Origin of the sequence: Candidatus Cytomitobacter indipagum (assembly GCF_008189285.1) — a bacterium.
Lineage (GTDB): Bacteria > Pseudomonadota > Alphaproteobacteria > CAJXXZ01 > 1604HC > Cytomitobacter > Cytomitobacter indipagum.
In genome coordinates this window covers 41,558-63,882 of the sequence record NZ_CP043315.1, presented here as the reverse complement: position 1 = coordinate 63,882, position 22,325 = coordinate 41,558, and the positions used below count along the sequence as shown (strand labels likewise).

20 protein-coding genes and 1 tRNA gene are annotated in these 22,325 nt (G+C 30.5%); 12 read left to right on the top strand and 9 right to left on the bottom strand.

The genetic code is table 11. The features are described 5' to 3' along the window. Positions 1-447 precede the first annotated feature (447 nt). From smpB to FZC35_RS00275, 3 genes are read right to left on the bottom strand one after another with little or no spacing between them, the layout of a single operon-like run. Positions 448-873: an SsrA-binding protein SmpB gene (gene smpB / locus FZC35_RS00285; protein WP_148980674.1), complete on the bottom strand. Its 426-nt coding sequence runs from the start codon at positions 871-873 to the stop codon at positions 448-450. Then, complete coding sequence (locus tag FZC35_RS00280; RefSeq protein WP_148980673.1) at positions 860-1,669, bottom strand: dihydrodipicolinate synthase family protein; 810 nt, start codon at positions 1,667-1,669, stop codon at positions 860-862. The genes smpB and FZC35_RS00280 overlap by 14 nt, the downstream gene beginning before the upstream one ends. Before the next feature lie 43 nt (positions 1,670-1,712). Continuing rightward, the gene (locus FZC35_RS00275; RefSeq protein ID WP_148980672.1) at positions 1,713-2,432 is read right to left on the bottom strand and encodes an alpha/beta hydrolase; all 720 of its coding nucleotides are present in this window, start codon (positions 2,430-2,432) and stop codon (positions 1,713-1,715) included. Between the two features lie 198 nt (positions 2,433-2,630). Here FZC35_RS00275 and FZC35_RS00270 point away from each other — a divergent pair, with 198 nt between their 5' ends. From FZC35_RS00270 to FZC35_RS00255, 4 genes are read left to right on the top strand one after another with little or no spacing between them, the layout of a single operon-like run. Continuing rightward, a complete protein-coding gene (locus tag FZC35_RS00270) occupies positions 2,631-3,905 on the top strand; it encodes an aminotransferase class V-fold PLP-dependent enzyme (protein ID WP_216362650.1) in 1,275 nt (424 codons plus the stop codon). Positions 3,906-3,914: 9 nt separating this feature from the next. Continuing rightward, positions 3,915-4,316: an iron-sulfur cluster assembly scaffold protein gene (locus FZC35_RS00265; protein ID WP_148980671.1), complete on the top strand. Its 402-nt coding sequence runs from the start codon at positions 3,915-3,917 to the stop codon at positions 4,314-4,316. Then, positions 4,313-4,693 carry a HesB/IscA family protein gene (locus tag FZC35_RS00260; protein WP_148980670.1) on the top strand — a complete coding sequence of 127 codons (381 nt, stop codon included), beginning with the start codon at positions 4,313-4,315 and terminating at the stop codon, positions 4,691-4,693. The genes FZC35_RS00265 and FZC35_RS00260 overlap by 4 nt, the downstream gene beginning before the upstream one ends. Beyond that, complete coding sequence (locus tag FZC35_RS00255) at positions 4,620-5,252, top strand: RsmD family RNA methyltransferase (protein ID WP_320410365.1); 633 nt, start codon at positions 4,620-4,622, stop codon at positions 5,250-5,252. Before FZC35_RS00260 ends, FZC35_RS00255 begins: the two co-directional genes overlap by 74 nt. A gap of 528 nt (positions 5,253-5,780) precedes the next feature. On the opposite strand, the gene FZC35_RS00250 is transcribed toward FZC35_RS00255, so the two are convergent. After that, positions 5,781-7,190 (bottom strand): NAD(P)H-dependent flavin oxidoreductase, encoded by a 1,410-nt coding sequence (locus FZC35_RS00250; protein ID WP_148981142.1) that lies wholly within the window; start codon positions 7,188-7,190, stop codon positions 5,781-5,783. 123 nt (positions 7,191-7,313) lie between these two features. Between FZC35_RS00250 and lepB the strand changes: the two genes are divergently transcribed. Together lepB and FZC35_RS00240 are read left to right on the top strand one after the other, a co-directional pair. Continuing rightward, positions 7,314-8,123, top strand: coding sequence for a signal peptidase I (lepB, locus tag FZC35_RS00245; RefSeq protein ID WP_148980668.1), 810 nt, complete (start codon positions 7,314-7,316; stop codon positions 8,121-8,123). Next, positions 8,107-8,772, top strand: coding sequence for a ribonuclease III family protein (locus tag FZC35_RS00240; protein WP_148980667.1), 666 nt, complete (start codon positions 8,107-8,109; stop codon positions 8,770-8,772). Before lepB ends, FZC35_RS00240 begins: the two co-directional genes overlap by 17 nt. A gap of 517 nt (positions 8,773-9,289) precedes the next feature. Here the strand turns inward: FZC35_RS00240 and FZC35_RS00235 are convergent. Then, on the bottom strand, positions 9,290-10,282 hold the full coding sequence (locus FZC35_RS00235) for an aspartate-semialdehyde dehydrogenase (protein WP_148980666.1): 993 nt from the start codon (positions 10,280-10,282) through the stop codon (positions 9,290-9,292). Positions 10,283-10,593: 311 nt separating this feature from the next. After that, positions 10,594-11,118, bottom strand: a complete 525-nt coding sequence (locus tag FZC35_RS00230; protein WP_172618973.1) for a lysophospholipid acyltransferase family protein — start codon at positions 11,116-11,118, stop codon at positions 10,594-10,596. A 185-nt stretch (positions 11,119-11,303) separates the two neighbouring features. On the opposite strand from FZC35_RS00230, the gene FZC35_RS00225 reads away from it, so the two are divergent. Beyond that, positions 11,304-11,390 (top strand) — tRNA-Ser (locus FZC35_RS00225). A gap of 256 nt (positions 11,391-11,646) precedes the next feature. Here FZC35_RS00225 and FZC35_RS00220 read toward each other — a convergent pair. After that, the gene (locus FZC35_RS00220; RefSeq protein ID WP_148980664.1) at positions 11,647-12,261 is read right to left on the bottom strand and encodes a cell division protein FtsQ/DivIB; all 615 of its coding nucleotides are present in this window, start codon (positions 12,259-12,261) and stop codon (positions 11,647-11,649) included. A 48-nt stretch (positions 12,262-12,309) separates the two neighbouring features. Between FZC35_RS00220 and FZC35_RS00215 the strand changes: the two genes are divergently transcribed. The 4 genes from FZC35_RS00215 to dnaA all read left to right on the top strand — a co-directional run bounded on the left by FZC35_RS00215 (position 12,310) and on the right by dnaA (position 16,430). After that, positions 12,310-14,256, top strand: a complete 1,947-nt coding sequence (locus tag FZC35_RS00215) for an ATP-dependent helicase (protein WP_148980663.1) — start codon at positions 12,310-12,312, stop codon at positions 14,254-14,256. Then, positions 14,256-14,780, top strand: coding sequence for a Holliday junction resolvase RuvX (gene ruvX / locus FZC35_RS00210; protein WP_148980662.1), 525 nt, complete (start codon positions 14,256-14,258; stop codon positions 14,778-14,780). The genes FZC35_RS00215 and ruvX overlap by 1 nt, the downstream gene beginning before the upstream one ends. Before the next feature lie 65 nt (positions 14,781-14,845). Beyond that, complete coding sequence (rpsT, locus tag FZC35_RS00205; RefSeq protein ID WP_148980661.1) at positions 14,846-15,109, top strand: 30S ribosomal protein S20; 264 nt, start codon at positions 14,846-14,848, stop codon at positions 15,107-15,109. 22 nt (positions 15,110-15,131) lie between these two features. Beyond that, entirely contained in the window at positions 15,132-16,430 is a 1,299-nt protein-coding gene (gene dnaA, locus FZC35_RS00200) for a chromosomal replication initiator protein DnaA (protein WP_148980660.1), read from the top strand. Between the two features lie 777 nt (positions 16,431-17,207). Here the strand turns inward: dnaA and glmS are convergent. Then, on the bottom strand, positions 17,208-18,968 hold the full coding sequence (gene glmS / locus FZC35_RS00195; RefSeq protein ID WP_148980659.1) for a glutamine--fructose-6-phosphate transaminase (isomerizing): 1,761 nt from the start codon (positions 18,966-18,968) through the stop codon (positions 17,208-17,210). Positions 18,969-18,970: 2 nt separating this feature from the next. Next, entirely contained in the window at positions 18,971-20,254 is a 1,284-nt protein-coding gene (locus tag FZC35_RS00190; RefSeq protein ID WP_172618971.1) for an NTP transferase domain-containing protein, read from the bottom strand. A gap of 119 nt (positions 20,255-20,373) precedes the next feature. On the opposite strand from FZC35_RS00190, the gene FZC35_RS00185 reads away from it, so the two are divergent. Beyond that, complete coding sequence (locus FZC35_RS00185; protein WP_172618970.1) at positions 20,374-22,227, top strand: TIGR02452 family protein; 1,854 nt, start codon at positions 20,374-20,376, stop codon at positions 22,225-22,227. Positions 22,228-22,325: the final 98 nt, after the last annotated feature.

Sequence of the window (22,325 nt, the reverse complement as noted above, 5' to 3'; positions counted from 1 at the left end):
ATCAGTATAATTTAGCAAAAAAGCTAAAAATATTTAATAATAGTGGAAAATAAATATGAGAAATATTTATTTCTCCTCAGCGTTTCATTAAGAAAACAGATTCGAGACTTGATATTAATAGCATATCGCTAAAAAATGAAACTTAAAAATTTAAAGAATAAAAAAGCAAATTGCTAAAAAGCCATTAAAAGATTGTATATTATATCGAAAATTAAAAAATTAATTGAAAAAATTAAAAAATTAATTGAAAAGTTGAAAAGTTGAAATTAATTGAAAGTATAAATTAAAATCATTAAGTCATAGATAAAATAAAAATGGCGAAAAATATAAAATTATTAGATAAATTGAAATATCTAGTCACTAGTCAGCTAAAAATGAAAATGTTGAAAATATCGAAAGCTATTAGAAGTAAGTTGAAAAATTGAAATTAATTGAAAATAGAGCCAATTAAATTTTTGTTCTTTGCATCTCTCTTTGCAAATCTCTTTCTTTAATTGTTTGTCTTTTATCTGCTTTCTTCTTACCTTCAGCTGTTCCTATTTCAACTTTCACTAAACCTCTTACAAAATACAATTTTAATGGAACAACAGACACGCCTTTCAATTTCATTTTTCCAATAAGAGACCTTACTTGTTTCTTCTTAAGCAAAAGCTTCCTATTTCTTCTCACGTCATAATTAATCGATGATTGTTTGTAAACTGGAATTTGCATATTCATAAGCCATGCCTCATTATCATGCAGCATAACATGGCTATGCATGATATCTCCCATGCCATTACGCAAAACCTTAACTTCTCCTCCTAGCAACACAATTCCAGCCTCCATTGAGCTTAAAATCGTGTAATCAAATCTAGCTTTTCTATTCAGCAGCATTATCTACAACATCCTTTAATTCATTATACTTCATATTTAATTTGGAGTCAGTTATATGGAATCTTGTTTCATAGGATGAAATAATCCCCGCTTTATAAAGATAATATTTAATAAGCAAAGGGCTTGGAGATTCAAATACTGCCAAAGAAATATTTTTCCATGCATTAAAATAACTCAAATCACTCCATGCACTATCAAGCAATTTAGGGCATAAATTTCCAACCGCGCTAATCATTCCGCTAAATCCATTTTTCTGAAAAATATCCATAGCATCATCATTTCCACCAAACCATTTCCATTTGTCATATTTTTTTATATCAACTATATTTCCAGCCTCTTTGATTCCTACAATATTATCTATTTCATATAATTTATCATACAATTCTTCATCTATATTTGTGCAAAATCGAGATGGATTATTGTAAATAATAATTTCCTTATCGTATTTATCAGCTATGTTGCTAATATAATCAAATTTCGAATCTATATTTGGCTTAATAAAATACTGAGGAGAGATCATTACTTTATCGCATAAATTATAAACATCTTCATCAAAATTAACTACACTAATATCAGAATAACACCCTACAATTTCAAAATTGAAGTGCTTTCTAATATGAGTAAATATGGATTTTTTCTCTGAGTTGGTAAGCAAAATACCCTCCCCTGTCGTTCCGCCAACTACAATTTTTCTAGTTCCAGATTTATAAATTGTTTCTAGGAAAACATGCAAAGATGGAAAATCTATATTTCCATGATAGAAAGGAGTGATAATTGCAATATAATTTTCATACATACAAGTAATTTCTAATATTTTTTCAATTTTTTCAACACAAATATTATAAGCTGCTTAGTTTTCTATTTTTTTTCTTTGTGCAAATTGGTGAATCTAACAACATTTTATCGTGAATGTAGTTATAAATTGTATCTTCTAATTCATTCATGTGATCTGAGAAATAATGATCAGCCCTATCAACACATTTATAATCTATCGAAGCATTCTTTTGACAAGAAAGAATTTCAGTCAAAGATTTTACAACATCTGGCTCAACAGTATGATCATTTTCTCCTACAATCAATAATCCATTAGAGCATGGAGTAAGTGGGTTTAATTCTTGACTCTCTTTTGGAGGGCTGATAGAAATAAATCCGTTGATATTTGGACGCCTCATTACAGATTTAATAGCAATTAATCCACCAAATCCAAACCCTGCTACCCAAATATTTGCCAAATCATAATATTGAGAGTTAAGCCAATCTATAGCATCCAATGCATCATCTAATTCTCCTACTCCACCATCATATTTTCCTTGAGATTTTCCAACCCCTCGAAAATTTATCCTTAAAACATCAAAATCTAGAGTTGCAAATGCATCTCCAAGAACTTTTACAACTTTATTCTTCATGGATCCCCCACAAGCAGAATCAGGATGAAGAATCAGCACTGCTGATTTGCCTCCCAAATTACTCGCTTCACACTTAGAATACTTGCCTTCTAAAGCTCCATATTTTCTTTGTATCATAATACTGGAATACTTTTTATTTTTATTAACAATCATAAACACCTTTAACAATGAACATAAAAATGCACCAATTTATTTTAACAGTTAATGAAAGCTTAATCAAGTCTTTAATTTGTATTAAAATAACAACAAATAAATTTCAAATATTTCTATATAAATATACAAGTACAGATTAAAATATAATTAACCTTGCCCGCTCTCTCTAAATTTTATAATATTACTTAAGGAGAAATAGTGAATATAAATAGTGAAAAAAGCTCTAAAAGGCTAGCTCAGGAGCAAAATGCTTCTGAGCAACAAATCTACTTAGATTATAGCGCGACTACACCTTGTCGTCCTGAAGTAGCAAAAGTAATATATGATTCTTATTTGAAATGCATAGGAAATCCACATTCGATTACTCATCAATATGGATGGCAGGCAACGGATTCAGTAGAAAGTAGTAGGAAAATTATTGGAAAAGTTATAAATTGCGAATCTAAAGAATTAATTTTTACTTCTGGAGCTACAGAATCTAATAATATTTCAATTCAAGGAATAGTAAAAAGTAGGATAGAAAATGGCATGGATAAAGTTCATATCATTACTACAAATATCGAACACAAAGCAACTCTTGAAACATTTCACGAATTGGATAAACAAGATAATGTAGAAACAACTTATATAGAAATCGAGAAAAATGGAATCATTGATTTGCAAAAATTACATGATGCAATAAAAGAAAACACCATTCTAATTTCTGTAGGTTGGGTAAATTCTGAATTAGGAACAATTCAACCAATAAAGGCGATAGGAGAAATGTGTAAAGCTAAAAATGTATTTTTCCACGTTGATGCAGCACAAGCTGTGGGAAGAATAAAAATAGATCTTCAAGAAATTTACGTAAATCTTATGAGCTTTTCTGCGCATAAATTTTATGGCCCAAAAGGAATAGGAGCTCTATATATTAAGAAAAAAACTAGAGTTTCTCCTATCGTGTTTGGAGGAAGACAAGAAAAAGGAATCAGATCTGGAACTGTCCCTGTTCAATTATGTGTTGGAATGGCAAAAGCTGCTGAACTTGCAGAATTGGAACGAGAATCTGAGTGGAATCGCATGAAAAATTTGCAAGAAAAAACATTGAATAAGATTATGTCCTCTTTGGAAGATATATATTTAAATGGAGATTCAGAGCAAAGAATTCCACATAACATGAATCTTAGTTTTGCACATATAGAGGGAGAGGCAATCATGATGAAATTAAAAAATTATGCCATGTCATCTGCTTCTGCATGCTCATCTACAACTTTGCAACCTTCTTATGTTTTAGAAGCAATAGGAGTCGATGAAGGGCTTATACATACTTCATTAAGAATAGTTATGGGAATATATACTACTGAAGAAGATATGGATAATTTTGCAAATGATGCAATTAGAACTGTAAATGAATTACGCGAAATGAGCCCATTATGGGAAATGAAAAAATCAGGAGTTGATTTAAAGAAAGTTAAGTGGCATTCACACCACTAAGGAGAAATTATGAATAGATATAACGAAAAAATTAATGAAGCATTCAGAAATCCAAAAAATGTTGGATCTATGGATGAAACAGATGATAATGTTGGAGTAGGATTTGTTGGATCACCAGGATGCGGAGATGTATTGAAAATATATATTAAAGTTGATGATAGTGATAGAATTGCAGATGTAAAATTCAAAACTTTTGGATGTGGATCAGCAATTGCATCAAGCTCTGTTCTTACAGAAAAAGTAATGGGATTAACACTTGAAGAGGCTAAAAAAATTACAAATAAAGATATAGCTGATGAATTATCTCTTCCTGCCATCAAAACACATTGTTCAGTTTTGGCAGAAGAAGCAATCACAGATGCTATAGAAAATTTAATCTCTAAAAGATTAATCAAGAAAGGGAAAGAATGAACTGTTCAAATGATACAACAGAAGTGAAGTTGGAAAATATTGTTCCTCCTTGCATATCTGAAAAAGCTGCTAGTAAAATTATTGAAAAATTCGACCAATACGAGCAAAAAAAAGGCAAAAAACCTCTAGGAATAAGAATAAATGTTGCTAGAGATGGATGTGCTGGAATGTCTTATGGAATGGAATATGTATTTGAAATAAATGGCGAGCATTACATTGATACAAATGGAGTTAAAGCATTTATGGATGACGATACATTAAAAATGCTTTCTGAGGCTACAATAGACTATCACGAAACTGAAAGTGCTTCAGGGTTTGTATTCAATAATCCTAACGAACAGTGCAAATGTGCATGTGGAAAGTCATTCTGTGCTTAATAAACGAGTTATAAATCCCCGCATTATAAAGGGAATATATCGCATGAAATCTATGCCTGTTATTCATCCTGCTAGACCTCCTTTAGCGAGAATTAGACGAGTAATTTTCGATACAATAGAGAGTAGACAAAAAATAAATAAAGTTCTTGATTTATGCTGTGGAAGCGGATCTTTAGGATTAGAAGCTCTTTCACGTGGAGCAAATGAAGTTGTTTTTGTAGACAAAGACCCATCTGTAATAAGAAATCTAAATGAAACAGTAAAAAAGTGGGATATAAACTCAGATATTCTGAACATAAAGGCAAGAACATACATATCCAACGCATTAAAAGTTAATTTCCCTGACGAGGTTTTTGATACATTATTTATAGATTTGCCATTTCCAGAACAAAAAGAAAATTTAGTTTTGGAAAACCTGTTAGAGAAAAATTTAATAGATGAAAATTCGATAATATCTGTAAGATCATACAGAAAACATCAGTATGAGCATGCAAATTTCAAAGTATTAAAAGAAAAAATAGAGGGAAAGTCTCACATTATGTTTTTGCAAAAAGCGTAAAGTATGCTTTTGCAAAAAAACGTAAAATGAATGCTATTCTTATGATGCACAAATCATAAACTTTAATTTTTATATACTTCAAAGGACTGTTTAATTCTATTCTATTGCCATTCGAATACTTAAATAACAATTAGCTTATTCCATAATTCTATTTCTATTTGAAGCGCATGAACAAAGCTTAGTTTATTTCAATAAATAAAATGCAATAAAAATTTAACTTTATATTCTGAAAAGAACAAAGTCACTATAAATATTTCTAAGATACTTAAATAAAAAAAAGCTTAGCTTGCCATAAGAAGCAATTCAAAATGCGATAATATTTATTAATGATTCAGAAATATTGCTTTAGATGAAATTTAAAGTGTTATAAATTTACCTACAAAAAGACATTGCTTAGGCAGAATTTATTTTATTTAAATTATTTGAAAAATTAAAATACTTTGATACAAAACTATTTGCAAACGAAATACATTACTTAAACTGCTTTTATAAAAAACTATTTCCTGATTATAGAAAAAATTAATTTTTTTAATATCCAGTCAACATTCTTTCGAATAATTCTTTAACTGTAGGAATGAACTTCTTTCCATTCTTGAAATAAAATGGATCTTGTCCAAATTTATATGCATTGTATCCACCAAACATCAAGTTATTATCAACAGATTGCCCGTGAGATATATTATGCAATGTCTTGTATATGCAAAAAGATCTAGGATCTGGCTTCATTCCAGTGGTTCCACTTTCCGAGTTAGACCAATTACTAAACTTGCAATTACTCAAACATCCAACGCAATTAATTTGATCTTGAACAATTTGCTTTGACTTTTCTTCAGTTACAAAAACTATTGTTTCATCTGGGGTATACATTCCTTTATCATATCCCTTTGCATTCCAATCAAGAACTTTGGTCAAATCATCACTGTGAAAATAAATACTTCTTCTTCCTTGTTTGTATTCTGCGGAGAAATTTTCATCTTTTTCTCTAGAATATGCAACTTGTCTTTCGCTTATGCCCTGCAATTCTCGCAAAAACGAATTTCCAACAGCAGAAGAATAAAATCCTGTAGGGCTAAATTTATTTATCTCTACATCTCCTTCTTTCAAATCAAACAGCTTCATTTTCCATTCATCTGAAATAGGACTTTCTTGTGTCAACAATGGCCTTGTTCCAAGTTGAAACATTATAGGTTGTAGAAAATCATTGTTAATCCAATCTTTTTCATAATCACTAAGATGCCAAACTCCTCCAGCCATAATAATAGGAGTAGATTGCAAACCTAATTCATTCATAGTTTTTCTCAAGCTAATCACTCTATCTAGTGCACTTTCTCTTTTTTTAGGGTCTTCCCTATTACTAATCCCTAAATGACCTCCAGAAACCCAAGGATCTTCATACACTACAGCGCCAAGAGTTTCTTTGTATTTAGAATAAGCTCGCTTCCATAAAATCTTAAAAACTAATGCAGATGAGACAATTGGGTAATATAGCAATCCATATTTTGATACTATTTCAGCTAATTTGTAAGGAATTCCCGCTCCACACGTAACTCCATTTAACAAATGACCTGCTTTTTCCAAAACGCCATGCATTATTTCTTTAGTTTTTGCTAACTCCCAAAGTAAATTAATATTCAAAAGACCATTTCCATTTGATCTCTCTTTAGCAATTTTAATTTGAGATACAGTTGCTTTGATTGTATGTTCAGCCAATTGCAATGATCTTTCATCTCTTGTTGGGCCATCAAACCCATCTATTCCTTTGATTTGAACTAATTTATCTTCTACAACATCGCCATATACAGCAGAAATAGTTCCAATTCCACCACATGCAGCCCATGCTCCAGAGCTTTCCCCATTTGTCGCAGAAATCCCCTTTCCTCCCTCGACTAAGGGGAATATTTCTTTTCCATTCATTATCATTTTATTTAATATGCTCATGGTTCCTCTTTTCAGCATAAACTCAGTATTAGATTTTATCATCGATAAGCATTTTTTTATAGATCAATTGAAAATTACTTACTGTTTTACTTACTATACATTCATATTTAATCATGATAATGTGTGGCTAACAAGGAATTTATAGGTAAAATAGTGCAAATTACAAAGAAATTAAGAAATAATATTTTCATAGGATTGATAATATTTGTTCGCATATTCTTATTTGAACCATATATCGTTCCATCTGAATCAATGTCTAGAACAATGGAAAATGGAGATGTTGTTATCGCAACTAAATATAATTATGGATTTTCTAGAATGTCTATTCCATTTATAGGTGGAATGTTGCCATTTTGGAAAAATAAAATAATGGCAAAAACTCCACAAAGAGGAGATGTTATATGTTTCTCAATAGATAAAGAGCCTTCTAAGCTTTATACAAAACGAATAATCGGTATAAATGGAGATAAAGTTCAAATGAAAAATGGAACAATATATATTAATAACGAAGCTATGAAAATAGAATATAAAGAAGCATATGAACTTATTCATGACAATGGAAGCAAAGAAGATATGAGTGTGTTTTCTGTCACACTTCCATCTGGAAAATCTTATGAGATATTGAGAAGGGATCCGGATAATATTTCTGATAGAAACATTGCATCAGACAATACAGAAATATTTGAAGTGCCAAATGGGCATGTATTTTGCATGGGAGACAATATGCACTTTTCGCAAGATTTTAGATTTCACAATTTTGTTTCCTCTGTTTCTTACGATAGAATTATAGGAAAGCCTACTTTGATCATATTTGGATCAAGCTCTAGAATGGCTCAAGAAAATAACTGGATATCATGGATCATAAGATTGCCATTTAGCATCATTAGCATGATTATCAACATAAAATGGAGTAGAATTGGAAGATTTATCTAAATCAATCAAGTTGCTAGAAGAAAATATAAATTATAAATTTAAAAATAATTTTTATTCTAAAAACGCGATCACGCATCCTAGTTATAAAAAATCTAAGTTTGAATTATTAGAATTCATAGGAGATAGGGTTCTTAATTTATCAATAGCAAAAATGATATGGAGTCAAAAACATGAATCGGAGCAAGAGTGTGCTGAAGAATTAGCTACAAAAGTTAACAAACACACCCTTTTGAAGATAGCAAGAATGTGGAATGTTCAAGATTACATATTATATAAAGGAGAAAATTCAGATAACGTTCTTGCAGATACATGCGAAGCAATTATAGGGGCGGTATTCTTAGATGGAGAGTGGGATTCTGCATACAAATTGGTACAAAACAATTGGCCTAAAGAGGCTATGAGCTTTGCTGAATTAGATCCAAAATCTTTGTTGCAAAAATGGACTCACAAAACTTCAAAAGAATACAAATACACACTTGTAAGTCAGCATGGCCCTCCTCACAAACCAGAATATACAGTTGAATTACAAGTAAATACGCAAATAACAATTGGAGTAAGCCAATCAATAAGAGCAGCTGAAAAAAATGCAGCATTGGAATTTCTAAAAAAATACACAGATCTAATTGATAATAAAAAAAATAGAAAATAAGTTCATAAAAAATTAAAGATAAAAAAACACAAATAGATGTTAAATAACGATTAATTTAAACTTAAGCAGAAATAAGTTGGTGAAAATATTTCAAAGAGATTGAATTGAATTTTAAATAAAGTTGGAAAGATACATTTTGAATTATCGTAAAAATAAACGCTAAATTGAGCAATAGTAAAAAATAAACGCTAAATTTTAAATAATTGTGAAAAAGCTCTACGTTAAATATCATAACTTCACAATTTCTTCATCATTAATAATTCTATATCATCAATAAATTTATAAACTAAACTAACTTTCTTTAATCTGTCACTTTATGTGATTTGAAAATTAAAATATAAAAATATCTCTAGTAAGATGAAGGAATAAATCAGAAATAAATCAGAAATAAATCAGAAATAAATCAGAAATAAATTTTGTATAATGCTTTTGCATAATGATTAAAATATAAAAAAGATAGTTTTATAAATTAAAGAAAGCTAATTATGAATTAAATTTGACCAATACAAAAAAAGATTTAATTAGTAGATTTCAAGCTTTGAATAATTTTTTCGGCAATTTTCACTCCATTGATAGCGCCACCAGATCTAATATTATCATATGAAACCCACATGCTTAAAACTCCATCTATGTGTCTAATTCTATTAACAAAGATCTCATCTTCTCCAGCTGATTCTCGTTGAGTAACATACGTATTATCTTCTCTATCGCAAACATGAATACACTCCATGCTTTTTAATGCCTTAACAGCATCTTCTCTGCTTAGATCGCATGGAATATGCATGTCAATTGCATGTCCTGTCAAAACTGGAACTCTAGCACATGTCACATGCATATATAATTTATTTTTAATTATTTTGTTTATTTCTTTTTTAATTTTCAACTCTTCTGTGGACGAAAGATCTGAATTAATTTCACCAATTTTGGGCAAAATATCGAATGCAATAACTTTTTCAAAATAAGCAGGATTAAGATGAGAAGACATTAAGCTTTTCTTTGTTTCTTCTAGTAGGCCTTTTGTTCCACTACCCCCTACTCCAGATACAGATTGAAGCGCAGTCATAAACACATGGCTTATTTTTGTTTTTCGCAACAAAGCGCTCAATATTATTGCAGCAGGCATAGCCACACAATTAGGAGATGCAACTATTTTATTTGCTTCTATTTTATCTTTATTAATTTCATAATTAACCTCAGAAACAACAAGAGGAACGTCTTTATCCATGCGTAACGCATCTGATTTGTCAATCAAAAACGCTCCAGATTCAACAATATCGCCCATATATTTCATAATTACACTTCTATCTGTAGCATTAAAAACTATATCGGCAGATTTAAAATCAAATTCATCAAGACGATTGCATTTAAATACCTTATCGTCGAAAGAAATCTCTTGCTCTTTTCTTGCAAGTAAATACAAATTCTTGATAGGAAATTTTCTTTCATGCAAAACACTTAAAATTGACCTTCCAATCAATCCTGAAGCACCAATAATCGCAATATTAAACATATATAAAATATACTATGCAATCAATAATACTGAAAGCGCTTAAAGAGCTCAGATTAAAAATTCAAATAATATCTAAACTTCAAATAATATCTAAACAGTAAAATTCAAATAATATTTCGATGGTAAAATCAATTTTAGATAAATAAAAAGCTGTATTTAATTTTTTAATAAATAGAAACAGTCAGATTATATTGACAAACTTTCAAATAATATTTCAATGGTAAAATCAATTTTAGATGAAAAAATCTATCTTCTTAAGAAATAAAAACAAACAGAAGCAGTGAAATTGCATTAGCAGCTCGTTATTTAAATTATATTTTAACAACAGAATTAATTGCATCTCTTAGCAAAATTGGGTCTGGATCAATTGGATCATGAAATTTTACATAAACTTTTCCTGTTTTTTTCAAAAATCCTGGACCAGACCATATCTCTCCTGCATTAGTGCTAGCAGGATATATTTGCATATTCATATCTTTTGCCAATTTAAATGCTCCAGGTTTATATGAAACAGTCCTTCCAATAGGAACTCTAGTTCCTTCGGGAAACATAATCACTTGCTTGCCTTTTTCTAATTGTTTTTTCGCCAAATCTTGCCAATCTTTATTAAATCTTGATCTATCAACAGGTATCATTCCCATTACTTTGCAATATAAATTATAAATTGGAATTTTCAAAATACTTGCTTTTAAAACAAAAACAGGCCTATCCAATGCTGCAAATAATAATATTATTTCATAATATGACTGATGATTTGAACATATAATCGCAGACCCAGAAGGAACTTTTCCAACAATCTCACTCTTCACTCCAAAAAAACGCACTATAGCAATCATGATTTTGCACCATGATCTCATGTATTTGTACGTGAAAGATTCACTAAATAAAAGTGGCAACCCGACTACAAAATACAATGCTGTAAATGAATACATTATCGATATAAATAGAGCAGATTTTGCATAATAAAATATTTTTCCCATAACATCTACAACATATCATAATTTTTTGATATCATAAAATCGGATAGATGGCTGAGCGGCCGAAAGCACCGGTCTTGAAAACCGGCAGATGCGCGAGTATCTCGTGGGTTCGAATCCCACTCTATCTGTATTTTTACAAAATTTTACAAAACTGACATTAAAAATTAATATGGATTCTAATTAAACATTGACTCTTATTAAAATTAAATGTGAATTACACTCAAATTAAATGCAAGCTATTATTAAATTAAATGTGAATATTGTTAATCTGTTAAATTAAGAATTTTTTAAATTCTGAATATGAAGAATTTGCATTATTAGCATAATTAAAGGTCAATTGCTATTTCAACCAATTCAATTCATGAAGAAAATAATATTATTGATTTAGTAAAAAACGGCTCTTTGTGGATGCCTTAGATCAATATTTTTAGAATTAGGAATATATTTAGGCAAAGATAAATATCTTATAATACAGCGATTAAGATCTCCATCTAAACATTTAATTGTTTTATTTTTAATGTTAAGATCAAATCTATCTTCTCGTTTTCTATGTATTGCATCAACTTTTTCTAATAAATCTTCATGTTGAGACATAATCTTAAATGCATTCTCAATTTCAGATGCTACAAACTTTCCTGAAAACTTAATTCTAGAAATTGGATATTCCCTAGAATCTTTCTTGATCATTTTGCCTACTGAAGTAATATAAAAATTGGCATTTTCAAAAATAGGAATCTCTTCTTCAATAAAAACAACAACCTCATATGGCCACACTTTTTTTACTGTACAATCTGCAACCCATGGCATTTTGATCATATTGCGCCTTATTTTTGCTGCATTACACTCATACATTCCCTTAGGAATCAATTTAACAACTTCATTTTTTGTTGTCATTATATTTCCTAGAATAGTTATTTTTTGAATCTGATATTTTTTCAATTGTTTTACATAAATAAATGCAGTTAGCATAGAAAAAGCAATGAAAATATTTCTCTTCATTCCTAAATTATATTATATCTCTTCATGAATTTATAGCTTGCGCAAAATGTGGTACAAATTAGCTATATGCATAATTTAAATCCAAACCAGGAAAAAGCGGTTCAGTGCAAAGATAACCTGCTTATAGTAGCTGGAGCGGGAACTGGTAAAACAAAAACAATTGTATCAAAGATATGTCATTACATTGATCAGGGATTAGTTCTTCCTAATCAAATAATGGCAACTACATTCACTAATAAAGCCACGCATGAAATGAAAAAACGGCTAGAATCTCATTTGGGCCATTTTGCATCTATGATTTCAATAGGGACTTTTCATAGAATCTCTTTAAATATCGTGCAAACTCATGAAAAATTATTAGGATTTGAGAACATTCAAGTTCTTTCATATGATGATCAATTGCAGTTAATAAGAAAAATTATGAGTCATATGAAATTCAAAGATTCTAGGCCAAGTCAGATTTTGGAGCTAATTCAAAGAGCAAAAGAAAAAGGCACATTCGGAGACCTAAATCCTGCAGAAAGAGATATTGGAGAGATATATCAAAAAAGACTAAAAGAAATGAATGCGATGGATTTTGCTGACTTGTTAGTTAATGCAATTAAATTATGGAAAAATAACCCATCAGTTTTGGCGCAATATAAAGAACAATATAAACTAATTTGCGTGGATGAGTATCAAGATATAAACGAAGTCCAACATGAATGGCTAAAACTAATATGTGGAAAAGAAAATCAATTATGCTGTGTTGGAGATCCAGATCAGGCAATCTACTCATTTAGAGGCTCAAATATAAAATACATTCTTGGCTTTGGTGAAGAATTTAAAAACTCACAAAGAATTATATTGGACCAAAACTACAGATCTACTGATAAGATTATAAAAAGCGCAAACTCACTTATTAAATTCAATAAAAATAGAATAGACAAAGAATTACTGCCAAATTCTGTTTCAGATAGAAAAGTAGATGTATTTGTTGCTATTCATGAAAAAGAAGAAAGTAGCGAGATTTGCAAAATTATTGCTCAGGAAAAAGAAAAAAATCCTGACGCATCTGTAGCAATATTATTCAGAACTTCAGCGCAAATGGACTCTATGGAGGAAAGCCTTCTTAATGCAAATATCAAATATTCTATTGTTGGATCGATTCAATTGCTTGATAGAGCTGAAATCAAAGATGCTGTTTCATACATTAGATTTCTAGCTAATCCAAATGACTTCATGGCTTTCAGCAGATTGATTCAATCTCCAAAACGAGGAATAGGAAAAACTACTATAGATAAAATAGAAAGCTCTCCTGGAGCTTCTGTAAAAGATAAAATAGACAATAGCGGATTAAATGAATCTACAAATAATAAATTAAAGGAAATTCTAGATCAATTTGATTCATGGAAAAGCTCTCCCCTTCCTTTTTCAAAATTAGCTAAAAAAATAATTGAAGAATCTGGATTGTTTGAAGCATCTGAACCTCCTAGACAAGAAAATCTAAACAGATGGCTGGAATCTGTTGGAGAGTTTGAAGGAGCAGAAGAATATGCAAATTATGTTCTATGGAGCAATATAAAGTCTGATGATGATAAAGATGTTCAACTGATGACAGTTCATGCAGCAAAAGGATTGGAATTTGATATCGTATTTTTGCCTGGATGGGAAGAAGGGTTGTTTCCTCATATAAGATCAAGAGCTAACACTGAAGAAGAGCGAAGATTAGCATATGTTGCGCTAACAAGAGCTAGATCTTACTTAGCAATATCATACGCACAAAGCAGAATGCAGCATGGAAAATACATGTCTACAACTCCATCTAGATTTTTAAAAGAGCTAGATTCAAAAAATTCAACTTTCCAGTCATTTAAGCACAAGAAAAATGGAAACAAAGTATTTCATGATATATTTGGACATGGAATTGTTGAGGAAACTGGAGTTCATCATGCTCAAGTTAAATTTGGCAATGTAGTAAAAATTGTCCCATTAAATAGTTTGGCAAAAAGATAATGCAAACAATAGACAGCATCTCAAAATCAGAAGATAAAATCTCAATAGAAAAAGATAGCATTGAAGGGGCAAGTAGCATTGCATCTGAATCAGGAAATAATATCTCAATATCAGAAGAAAGTATTCCCACATCTGGAGTGTTAATTGGATTAGATTATGGAGAAGTAAGAACTGGAGTAGCTTTCTGCGATTATAATCAGGAACTTGCAATCCCTAATGGAGTATATGGGCCAAAAAAATTTATTGTAGATATAGTTTTACAATTAATAAAAGAAAGAGATGTTGTTGGGGTTATTATAGGATGGCCCTTAAATATGAAGGGAGAAGAAGCCTTTCAATGCAAAGAAACTCAAAAATTTATTGATAATTTACAAAAATCTTGGAAAGGACCAATAGTAAAACGAGATGAAAGATGTACAAGCTCATACGTCTCATCAATGTATAGTGGGGGTCATAAATTAGAAACAGATGACGCATTGTCAGCAATGACAATATTAGAATCATTTATTGGAAGGAAGAAATAGTAAAATGCTATTTATTGATATGAAAATATGTTGTAGAATTATGTATATGTCAAAAGAGGTAAATAATGGCTAATCATACAGCTACTAAAAAACGTATTCGCAGAGATGAGAATATTGGAGGAGCTAGGGGTAGAAATAAATCTGCCCTAAGCACAATGAGAACTTCTATTAAAGCATTGAGAAAATCTATCGAAAATGCAGAAAAAAATGTTGAGCTTTTCAGAAAAACTCAATCTTGCATAGCTAGATGTGGAAGAAAAAGAATAGTTCACCCTGCTAATGCTGATAGAAAAATTGAAAGATTAGCTAAATTATTTAATAAAATTTGAATTTTTTGATGAATAGAATTTTATGAGCAGCGTTTGGCAAGATATATTAACTGAACTAAAAAGCAAGCTTGGCGACTCTACTGTGAGTAGTTGGTTTGATGGTGTAGAGGTTAATATAGTTAAAGATAAGCTATATGCATGCGTAAAAACTAAATTCATTGCTAATTGGATTAAAAATCACTATTTAGATATTGTTCAAGATATCGCAAAAAAACATAATCTTTCTATTGAATTCGAAGTAAAGGAAACTTTAGCAAAAGAATCTTCTTCTAAAATCAATAATCAAAAAAATGAAATATCGTATAATAATAAAAATGAATATTCACTTCCCTTAAGCAAAGATATGGTTTTTGAAACTTTCATTGTTGGAAGATCAAACGAAATGGCTTACACATCAGCATTAAGAATAGCGCAATCTGAAGAAAGAATTTTCAATCCTTTGTTTTTATACGGACCTGTTGGGCTTGGCAAAACTCATCTAATGCATTCAATTGGATGGTATATTAAGAAAAATTTCCACAATAATAATGTTTGCTACTTATCTGCTGAGCAGTTCATGTTAAAATTTATCAACGCATTAAAGCAAAAAGATATGATGTCTTTCAAAGAAGAGTTAAGATCTTTTGATATATTGATGATTGATGATTTTCAATTTTTATCAGGCAAGGACTCAACTCAAGAAGAATTTTTTCACACTTTTGTGTATCTAATATCTCAAGGAAAACAATTGGTTATTTCTGCAGACAAGCCTCCTTCAGAATTATCTGGAATTGAAGAAAGATTGAGATCAAGATTGGGTAGCGGATTAGTTGTGAATTTGCATCCCGCAAACTATGAATTGCGATTAAGCATATTAAAGGAAAAATCTATAGGAAGAAATATCAATGATGAAATTCTTCAGTTTATAGCTGAAAACGTTAAGTCTAGCATAAGAGAATTAGGCGGAGCATTGATGAGAGTTATAGCATATGTAGATTTTTTCAAAAAAGACCTTGATCTTGATACAGTTAAAGGAATTTTAAAGGAATTTGTTCAGCATAAAAAACCTATAACACCTGAACTAATTATTGATTCAATTTGTAAATACTATAATATAGAAAAAGATGAGCTTTGCTCAAAATCTAGAAAAAGGAATATTCTTAAACCAAGACAAATAGCTATGTATTTGTGTAGAGAGCTTACAGATAGCTCTCTTCCAGAAATAGGAAGATTTCTTGGGGGGAAAGATCATACAACGGCAATGCATAGCATAAAGAAAATTGAACAAAGCATAGATTCTCTTGAATCAGAGCTACAAGATATTAAGCAAATGATAAAATAATTTGAGAAATAATTATAACTTACAATAATATTTATAAATTATATTTAGCATGAAAAAATCGAATAATTAGAAAGCATAAAATATTAGCAGATAGAATATGAGCTAAAAAATACCAAAATGCATTAATAATTAAGTAAAAATAAAACATCTAATATGCAAATAAATCAATAAATCTAACGTTAATAGATATTATCAAGCAACTAAATCTAATTTATAAAAACTTGCATCATTTCATGATCAAGTTTGGAGTGTTATTGCCATAACTTGAAAGATTAACATCAAAAATCAATCTTTTTTCATTGTTAATGCAATAATATTAGCAAGCAATATTTGAATTGCATAAATTAATCAGCAACTAATATTCTAAGAAAAGCTTTAAGAAATTCATCGCTAAAAATGCCATTTGTTTATTAAAGAAATTACACTTCATTAGATTTGAGATAACAGTTAATAATTTACTGTAGCATCTAAAATTAATGCAAAAAGGGGCTGATATTACAAACTAGAAGAGTTTGCATGCGAATAAAAATTTCTTAAACATGAAATTGTTTAAATAAATTCTCTTAAATTTAATTAAGTATTTTCAAGCTTATAATAATTTACATTTGTAGATATTAAAAAAAATAATGCAAATTTCATGACATAAAAATTAAATAAAGAAATTGTATATGATTTGATATAATCGCCCTTCTGGCTTAGTCAAATTATTGAAAAAGATTGCTTTCTAAATGCAAGTTATTTCAAAAATAATAATGATAACTATGAATTAATTTAAAATTATTCTACTGTGACAGATTTTGCAAGATTTCTAGGCATATCAATTGCATTTCCTTTTCTTATTGCTAATCCATAAGCAATCCACTGCATGGATAATATATACAAAAATGGGGCTAAATCTTCCTCTATATATGGCATTTTTACAGAATAATTAACATTAAACTTCTCAGGCTTATCGCTAATAACAATGACCTTCCCACCTCTACTATGAACCTCTTCAACAGCAGAAAGCATCTTGCTCCAAAGAGAGCTTGAAGACGGGGCTAGAAATATAATTGCCTGAGATGAATCTGGATTAATCATCGCTAAAGGACCATGCTTTAATTCACTAGCGCTCATTGCTTCTGCATGAACATATGCCAATTCTTTAATTTTTAACGCACCTTCATACGCTATAGGAACCAAATTCCCTTTGGCTAGAATAAACAAATCATCAACATTTGCACATATATCTATTACTTCTTTAGTATTTTCAGGCAATTTATTGATTAAACAAGACATTTTTTCAAATAATTCAGTTAATTCATCCTGTTTGTTGACTCCAGATAATTTTGTAGCCCATAAAAATAAAGATAGCATTTGTCCAGTCATGGCTTTTGTAGATGCAACGCTAACTTCTTGACCAACAAAAGTAGGCACAACATGATCTACCGCTCTAGATAAGCTGCTTCCTAAAGTATTCACAAAACCGACAGTCTTATGTGCGCCAAGCTGTTTTCCAAAAGCTGCTAAAGTATCTGCTGTTTCTCCTGATTGAGAAATAAGTGCAATGGTTCTATCGTATCCTTTTAAATCTTTCCACTCAGAAGACATTTGAACTCTGCACATAATATTTGCATATTTTTCAATCCAATACTTACCTACACATCCTGCATAGTAAGAACTTCCACATCCTAATATATCTATAAATTTAGGCTTCTCAAAATCTGATAAAGTAAAAGCGCTGTTAAATTTATGAAGCGCATTAGACAAAACCATTGGTTGAGTGTGGAACTCATGAGCAAACCATGTATCATGAGATTTCTCTGACATTTTAGGAGATTTAATAATATGTCTTTTTTCATTTATATTTCCTGGCTTAATTTCATATTTTCCAGCTTTTACATATCCATATTGGCCATTTTCTATATCAATAACATGATCAGACATATCGGATAATGCAAGGCAATCAGATGCAATTGCTCCAAAGTCATCTGAAACAGCTATTGATAAAGGGCTTAATCCCTTTCTTATAAAAAATAAAGTGTCAGGGTAGCTTAAATCCATAAATGCAACAGCAAATGACCCGTCTAATTCTTCTGACATCTTTTCAAATGCATAATTCCAATCAGCGTGATCAGTAATTTCATCGTTAATATTTCTATATTCCTTTAAATGCTCATATGTGGACTTCAAAATAGACTCTGTATCACATCCTGTTTTCCAATGATAATCAGGATATTTGTCTCTAATTTCAGAATGATTTTCTATAATCCCATTATGAACAATTGCAAGATTTTTATGCATAAATGGATGGGTATTTTTTATACTGATGCATCCATGAGTAGCCCATCTAGTGTGTCCAATTCCTATTTTTCCACTATGGCAATTTTTTTTCAGACCAGAAATAGGCCCTATTTGTTTATTTGCGTAAAATTCCCCATCTTCCATGACAGAAATACCACAAGAATCGTATCCTCTATATTGAAGATATTCCAATCCCTTGTGTATTTTTTCGCAAACATTGCCTTCTTTATGAACTATACCTATCAAACCACACATATTTAATCTTTGCTCCTATTTTTATTTATTATTTTATACTCATTTTGCTTAGAACGTGCAACAGCAAGAGAATTATCTTTTACATTTTTAGTAATCACGCTACCAGCTCCAATTTGAGAATTGTCTCCTAATTCCAATGGAGCAATATAAGAGCTATTAGCCCCTAGAAAAACATTTTTTCCAACTTTGGATTTGTTTTTATTAACTCCATCGTAATTGCAAAATACGACTCCTGCAGAAATATTAGACCCCTCTCCTATATCAGCATCTCCGATATAGCTGAGATGCTTTGCTTTGCTTTGCTTTTTAAATACAGATTTTTTTGTCTCTACAAAAGATCCAATCTCTACTTTTTCCCCAACTATCGTTCCATTTCTTAGATTAGCAAATGGGCCAATCTTAGCATTCTGCCCTATTGTGCTAGATTCTATGCTAGAGAATGATTTGATATGACTTCCAGATTGCAATTTTACATTCCCTTTAAATGTCACATATGGATCTATTTGCACATCATCTTCAAAAGTAGTTTTTGCTGAAAAATAAACCGCATCAGGATCCATCATCAAAACTCCTTTATTTATAGCATTTTCTCTAAATCTTTTCTGTAATACAGATGATGCATTAATATAATCCAACTTTGTATTTATTCCAATATCTTCACTAACTTCAATCATTCCAACTCGCAAATCAAATTCATTAGCTATTCTAACACATTCTGTTAAATAATATTCTCCATTAATTAAAGGAATCTTTCTAAGCAAATCATTGAGATATTTTCCATTACAAACCATCCAACCAGCATTACGAAATTCTGTAATTTCACTTTTAACAGAACTTTCTTCTATTGATAAAATTGTTCCATTTTTTGAAATAATTCTCCCATAAGAATGATCTGAATCTGATTTAACTCCTCCAATTATAAGATCGTAATTATCTAATTTATTCAATGCTTGACTTATTGTGTTCTCAAGCACCAAAGGACAATCCCCTAATAATATAACAACATTACCATTAATAGGTTTTTGAAATTTCTCAACTGCAGACAAAGTGGCTCCACCAGTTCCTTTTTTATCGGATTGTAAAATAATATTACACCCTTCAATATTGCATTTATCCAAATCTTCTTCTCTATCCTTAACAACCAAGTTAATTTCTTCTATTCTTAATTCTTTACATAAATTAATCGGATAGTCTAAAACATATTGACCACATAATTCGACAAATAGCTTGGATTTTGAGCCAAATCTAGACCCTTTTCCAGCAGCTAAAATAATTCCAATAGTCATGTATAACTGTAACAAATATATATACAATTGCAAAACCTATTTATTCAATTGATTAAATTTGCCTAATTGCAACAATAAAAATTTACTTGACTTCAAAAGTTAAAATGTTAGAATATATTATGAAAATATTAAACATTATTCCACTTTTATTGACATCATACTTAAATTGCATAAATTTAAAACAGGATCGAATAGATTATAATGCATTGCATTCTAACTCAATTAAAATGCAAGATATAGGAGTCAGCATACATTCACTTGAATTATTAAAATTGAATTCACGTTTAGCAAACGAACTTGGAGATCTGATTAAAGACAATGCGCAATCGGTCAATTTTACCATTAAAAGCTTGCATGAAAAAACTAAGCGTGGAGAAATAAATGGAAGTGATTATTACGCAATAATTACAGCATTGTTAACACAAGTAGCTAAATCAACATATCGAGGCCTCAGTGATAAGCAAGAACAAATAATTAAAGAGGCTATTAATAAAAATAGAAGCATAGAAGATCTATTGAATCACATGCATTCCTCGCAATCTAAAACGGCTCAACATTTCAAAGAAACAGACAAATTTTCTGAGGATAATTTAGCACGTGAACAGGTATTAGCTATTGAAAAATGCATAGGGGTAGAATTTAAAATTATAAACATAGAAGGATACGCAGTCATTACAGAAAAATATGATTTCTACAATAATGTATCAAAAAATGCAGAACCTAGTGGATTTGGCGCATCTCAACCAAGAAAAACTGTAGAGATTGTTGAAGCTGGTGGAAAAGGTGGAAAAGGACTTGAATCTGCTGGTGGAAAAGGAGCTTCTACCTCTGGTGGAAGAGGATCTGCAGTTACCGCTGGAAGAGGATCTGCAGTTACCGCTGGAAGAGGATCTTCTGTAATACAACAAGAATCTTATAGCAAAGGGTCAAAAGGACTTGAATCTGCTGGTGGAAAAGGAGCTTCTACCTCTACTTCTGTTGAAAAAGATGAAAGAGGATCATCTCTTATGATAGAGCCTGAATATGCAAAAGATAGGTCAGGAAGCGCATTGATTGCAGATGTTATTGTGTCAAAAACAGGAGAATCTTGGAGCGCATACAAACCAGGAAGCACAAGAGGAGATTATGAATTAACTATCTTTGCTAACCAACACCATGACTGGAATGTAGATAATGAAACAAGTCTAAACGCAAAAAAAGCAGCAAATAGTACGTATAAAAATAATTCCACAGAATTAAACAAAAGATTCAATGAAAAATTAAAATCTAAAACTACACATGTCACTAAAATAGAAGTTGCGAATACAGATTCCATCACAGCATCTGATTCCGCAATTCAACAAGGGCTTAAAGTTGCTGTATTAGACTTTGCAAACAAAGAAGACATGTGCGGAGGATTCAAAAAAGGAGCATCAGCACAGGAAGAGGATTTGTGCAGATCGACAAATTTATTCCATATTCTTCAAAGTAGAATAAAACAACATTCATCGCTTTATCCAATTGCTCACAACGAAATAATCTACGCTCCAGGAGTTTCATTGATCAGAAAAGCGAAGAAAGATGACTATAAACCATTTGACAAAATTCATAATATTGCAGTAGTTGTACAAGCAGCATACTGCATAAATGACAAACTTAGCAAAGGAGCATCAAACAAAAAATTTGATCAATATGCATTCAATCTTTCAAAAGGAAATGTAGAAGAGTTCAAAAATATCACCAAAGCTAAAATGCGTGACCAGCTTAAGGCTGCATACATAACTGGAAGCGATACATTCATAACAGGAGCATGGGGATGTGGAGTATTTGGAAATAGCCCAGAATTCATTACACAATGCTACAAAGAAGTGCTAAGTGAAAAGGAATTCCAAGGACTATTCAAGAAAGTAATATTTGCAATACCAGGAAAAGGGGGAAATAATACAATTTTTAACAAAGCGTTTGATATGAGCTATAATTCCTATGATTATTAATTTAAAAAAATACACTAGTTAATTAAATTAAAATTCTCAATTTCATAATTTCTCAATTTCATAATCATTAAAATTAAAAATGACTTATTGTATTATTT

Bases quoted from the DNA above. Each gene is read 5' to 3' on its own strand.
- FZC35_RS00220 (WP_148980664.1), bottom strand. From the start codon at position 12,261: ATGAAGAGAAATATTTTCATTGCTTTTTCTATGCTAACTGCATTTATT.
- FZC35_RS00185 (WP_172618970.1), top strand. From the start codon at position 20,374: ATGAAAATATTAAACATTATTCCACTTTTATTGACATCATACTTAAAT.
- FZC35_RS00190 (WP_172618971.1), bottom strand. From the start codon at position 20,254: ATGACTATTGGAATTATTTTAGCTGCTGGAAAAGGGTCTAGATTTGGC.
- FZC35_RS00235 (WP_148980666.1), bottom strand. From the start codon at position 10,282: ATGTTTAATATTGCGATTATTGGTGCTTCAGGATTGATTGGAAGGTCA.
- glmS (WP_148980659.1), bottom strand. From the start codon at position 18,968: ATGTGTGGTTTGATAGGTATAGTTCATAAAGAAGGCAATGTTTGCGAA.
- FZC35_RS00275 (WP_148980672.1), bottom strand. From the start codon at position 2,432: ATGATTGTTAATAAAAATAAAAAGTATTCCAGTATTATGATACAAAGA.
- FZC35_RS00230 (WP_172618973.1), bottom strand. From the start codon at position 11,118: ATGATTGCTATAGTGCGTTTTTTTGGAGTGAAGAGTGAGATTGTTGGA.
- FZC35_RS00260 (WP_148980670.1), top strand. From the start codon at position 4,313: ATGAACTGTTCAAATGATACAACAGAAGTGAAGTTGGAAAATATTGTT.
- rpsT (WP_148980661.1), top strand. From the start codon at position 14,846: ATGGCTAATCATACAGCTACTAAAAAACGTATTCGCAGAGATGAGAAT.
- FZC35_RS00265 (WP_148980671.1), top strand. From the start codon at position 3,915: ATGAATAGATATAACGAAAAAATTAATGAAGCATTCAGAAATCCAAAA.
- FZC35_RS00250 (WP_148981142.1), bottom strand. From the start codon at position 7,190: ATGAGCATATTAAATAAAATGATAATGAATGGAAAAGAAATATTCCCC.
- smpB (WP_148980674.1), bottom strand. From the start codon at position 873: ATGCTGCTGAATAGAAAAGCTAGATTTGATTACACGATTTTAAGCTCA.
- ruvX (WP_148980662.1), top strand. From the start codon at position 14,256: ATGCAAACAATAGACAGCATCTCAAAATCAGAAGATAAAATCTCAATA.
- FZC35_RS00280 (WP_148980673.1), bottom strand. From the start codon at position 1,669: ATGTATGAAAATTATATTGCAATTATCACTCCTTTCTATCATGGAAAT.
- dnaA (WP_148980660.1), top strand. From the start codon at position 15,132: ATGAGCAGCGTTTGGCAAGATATATTAACTGAACTAAAAAGCAAGCTT.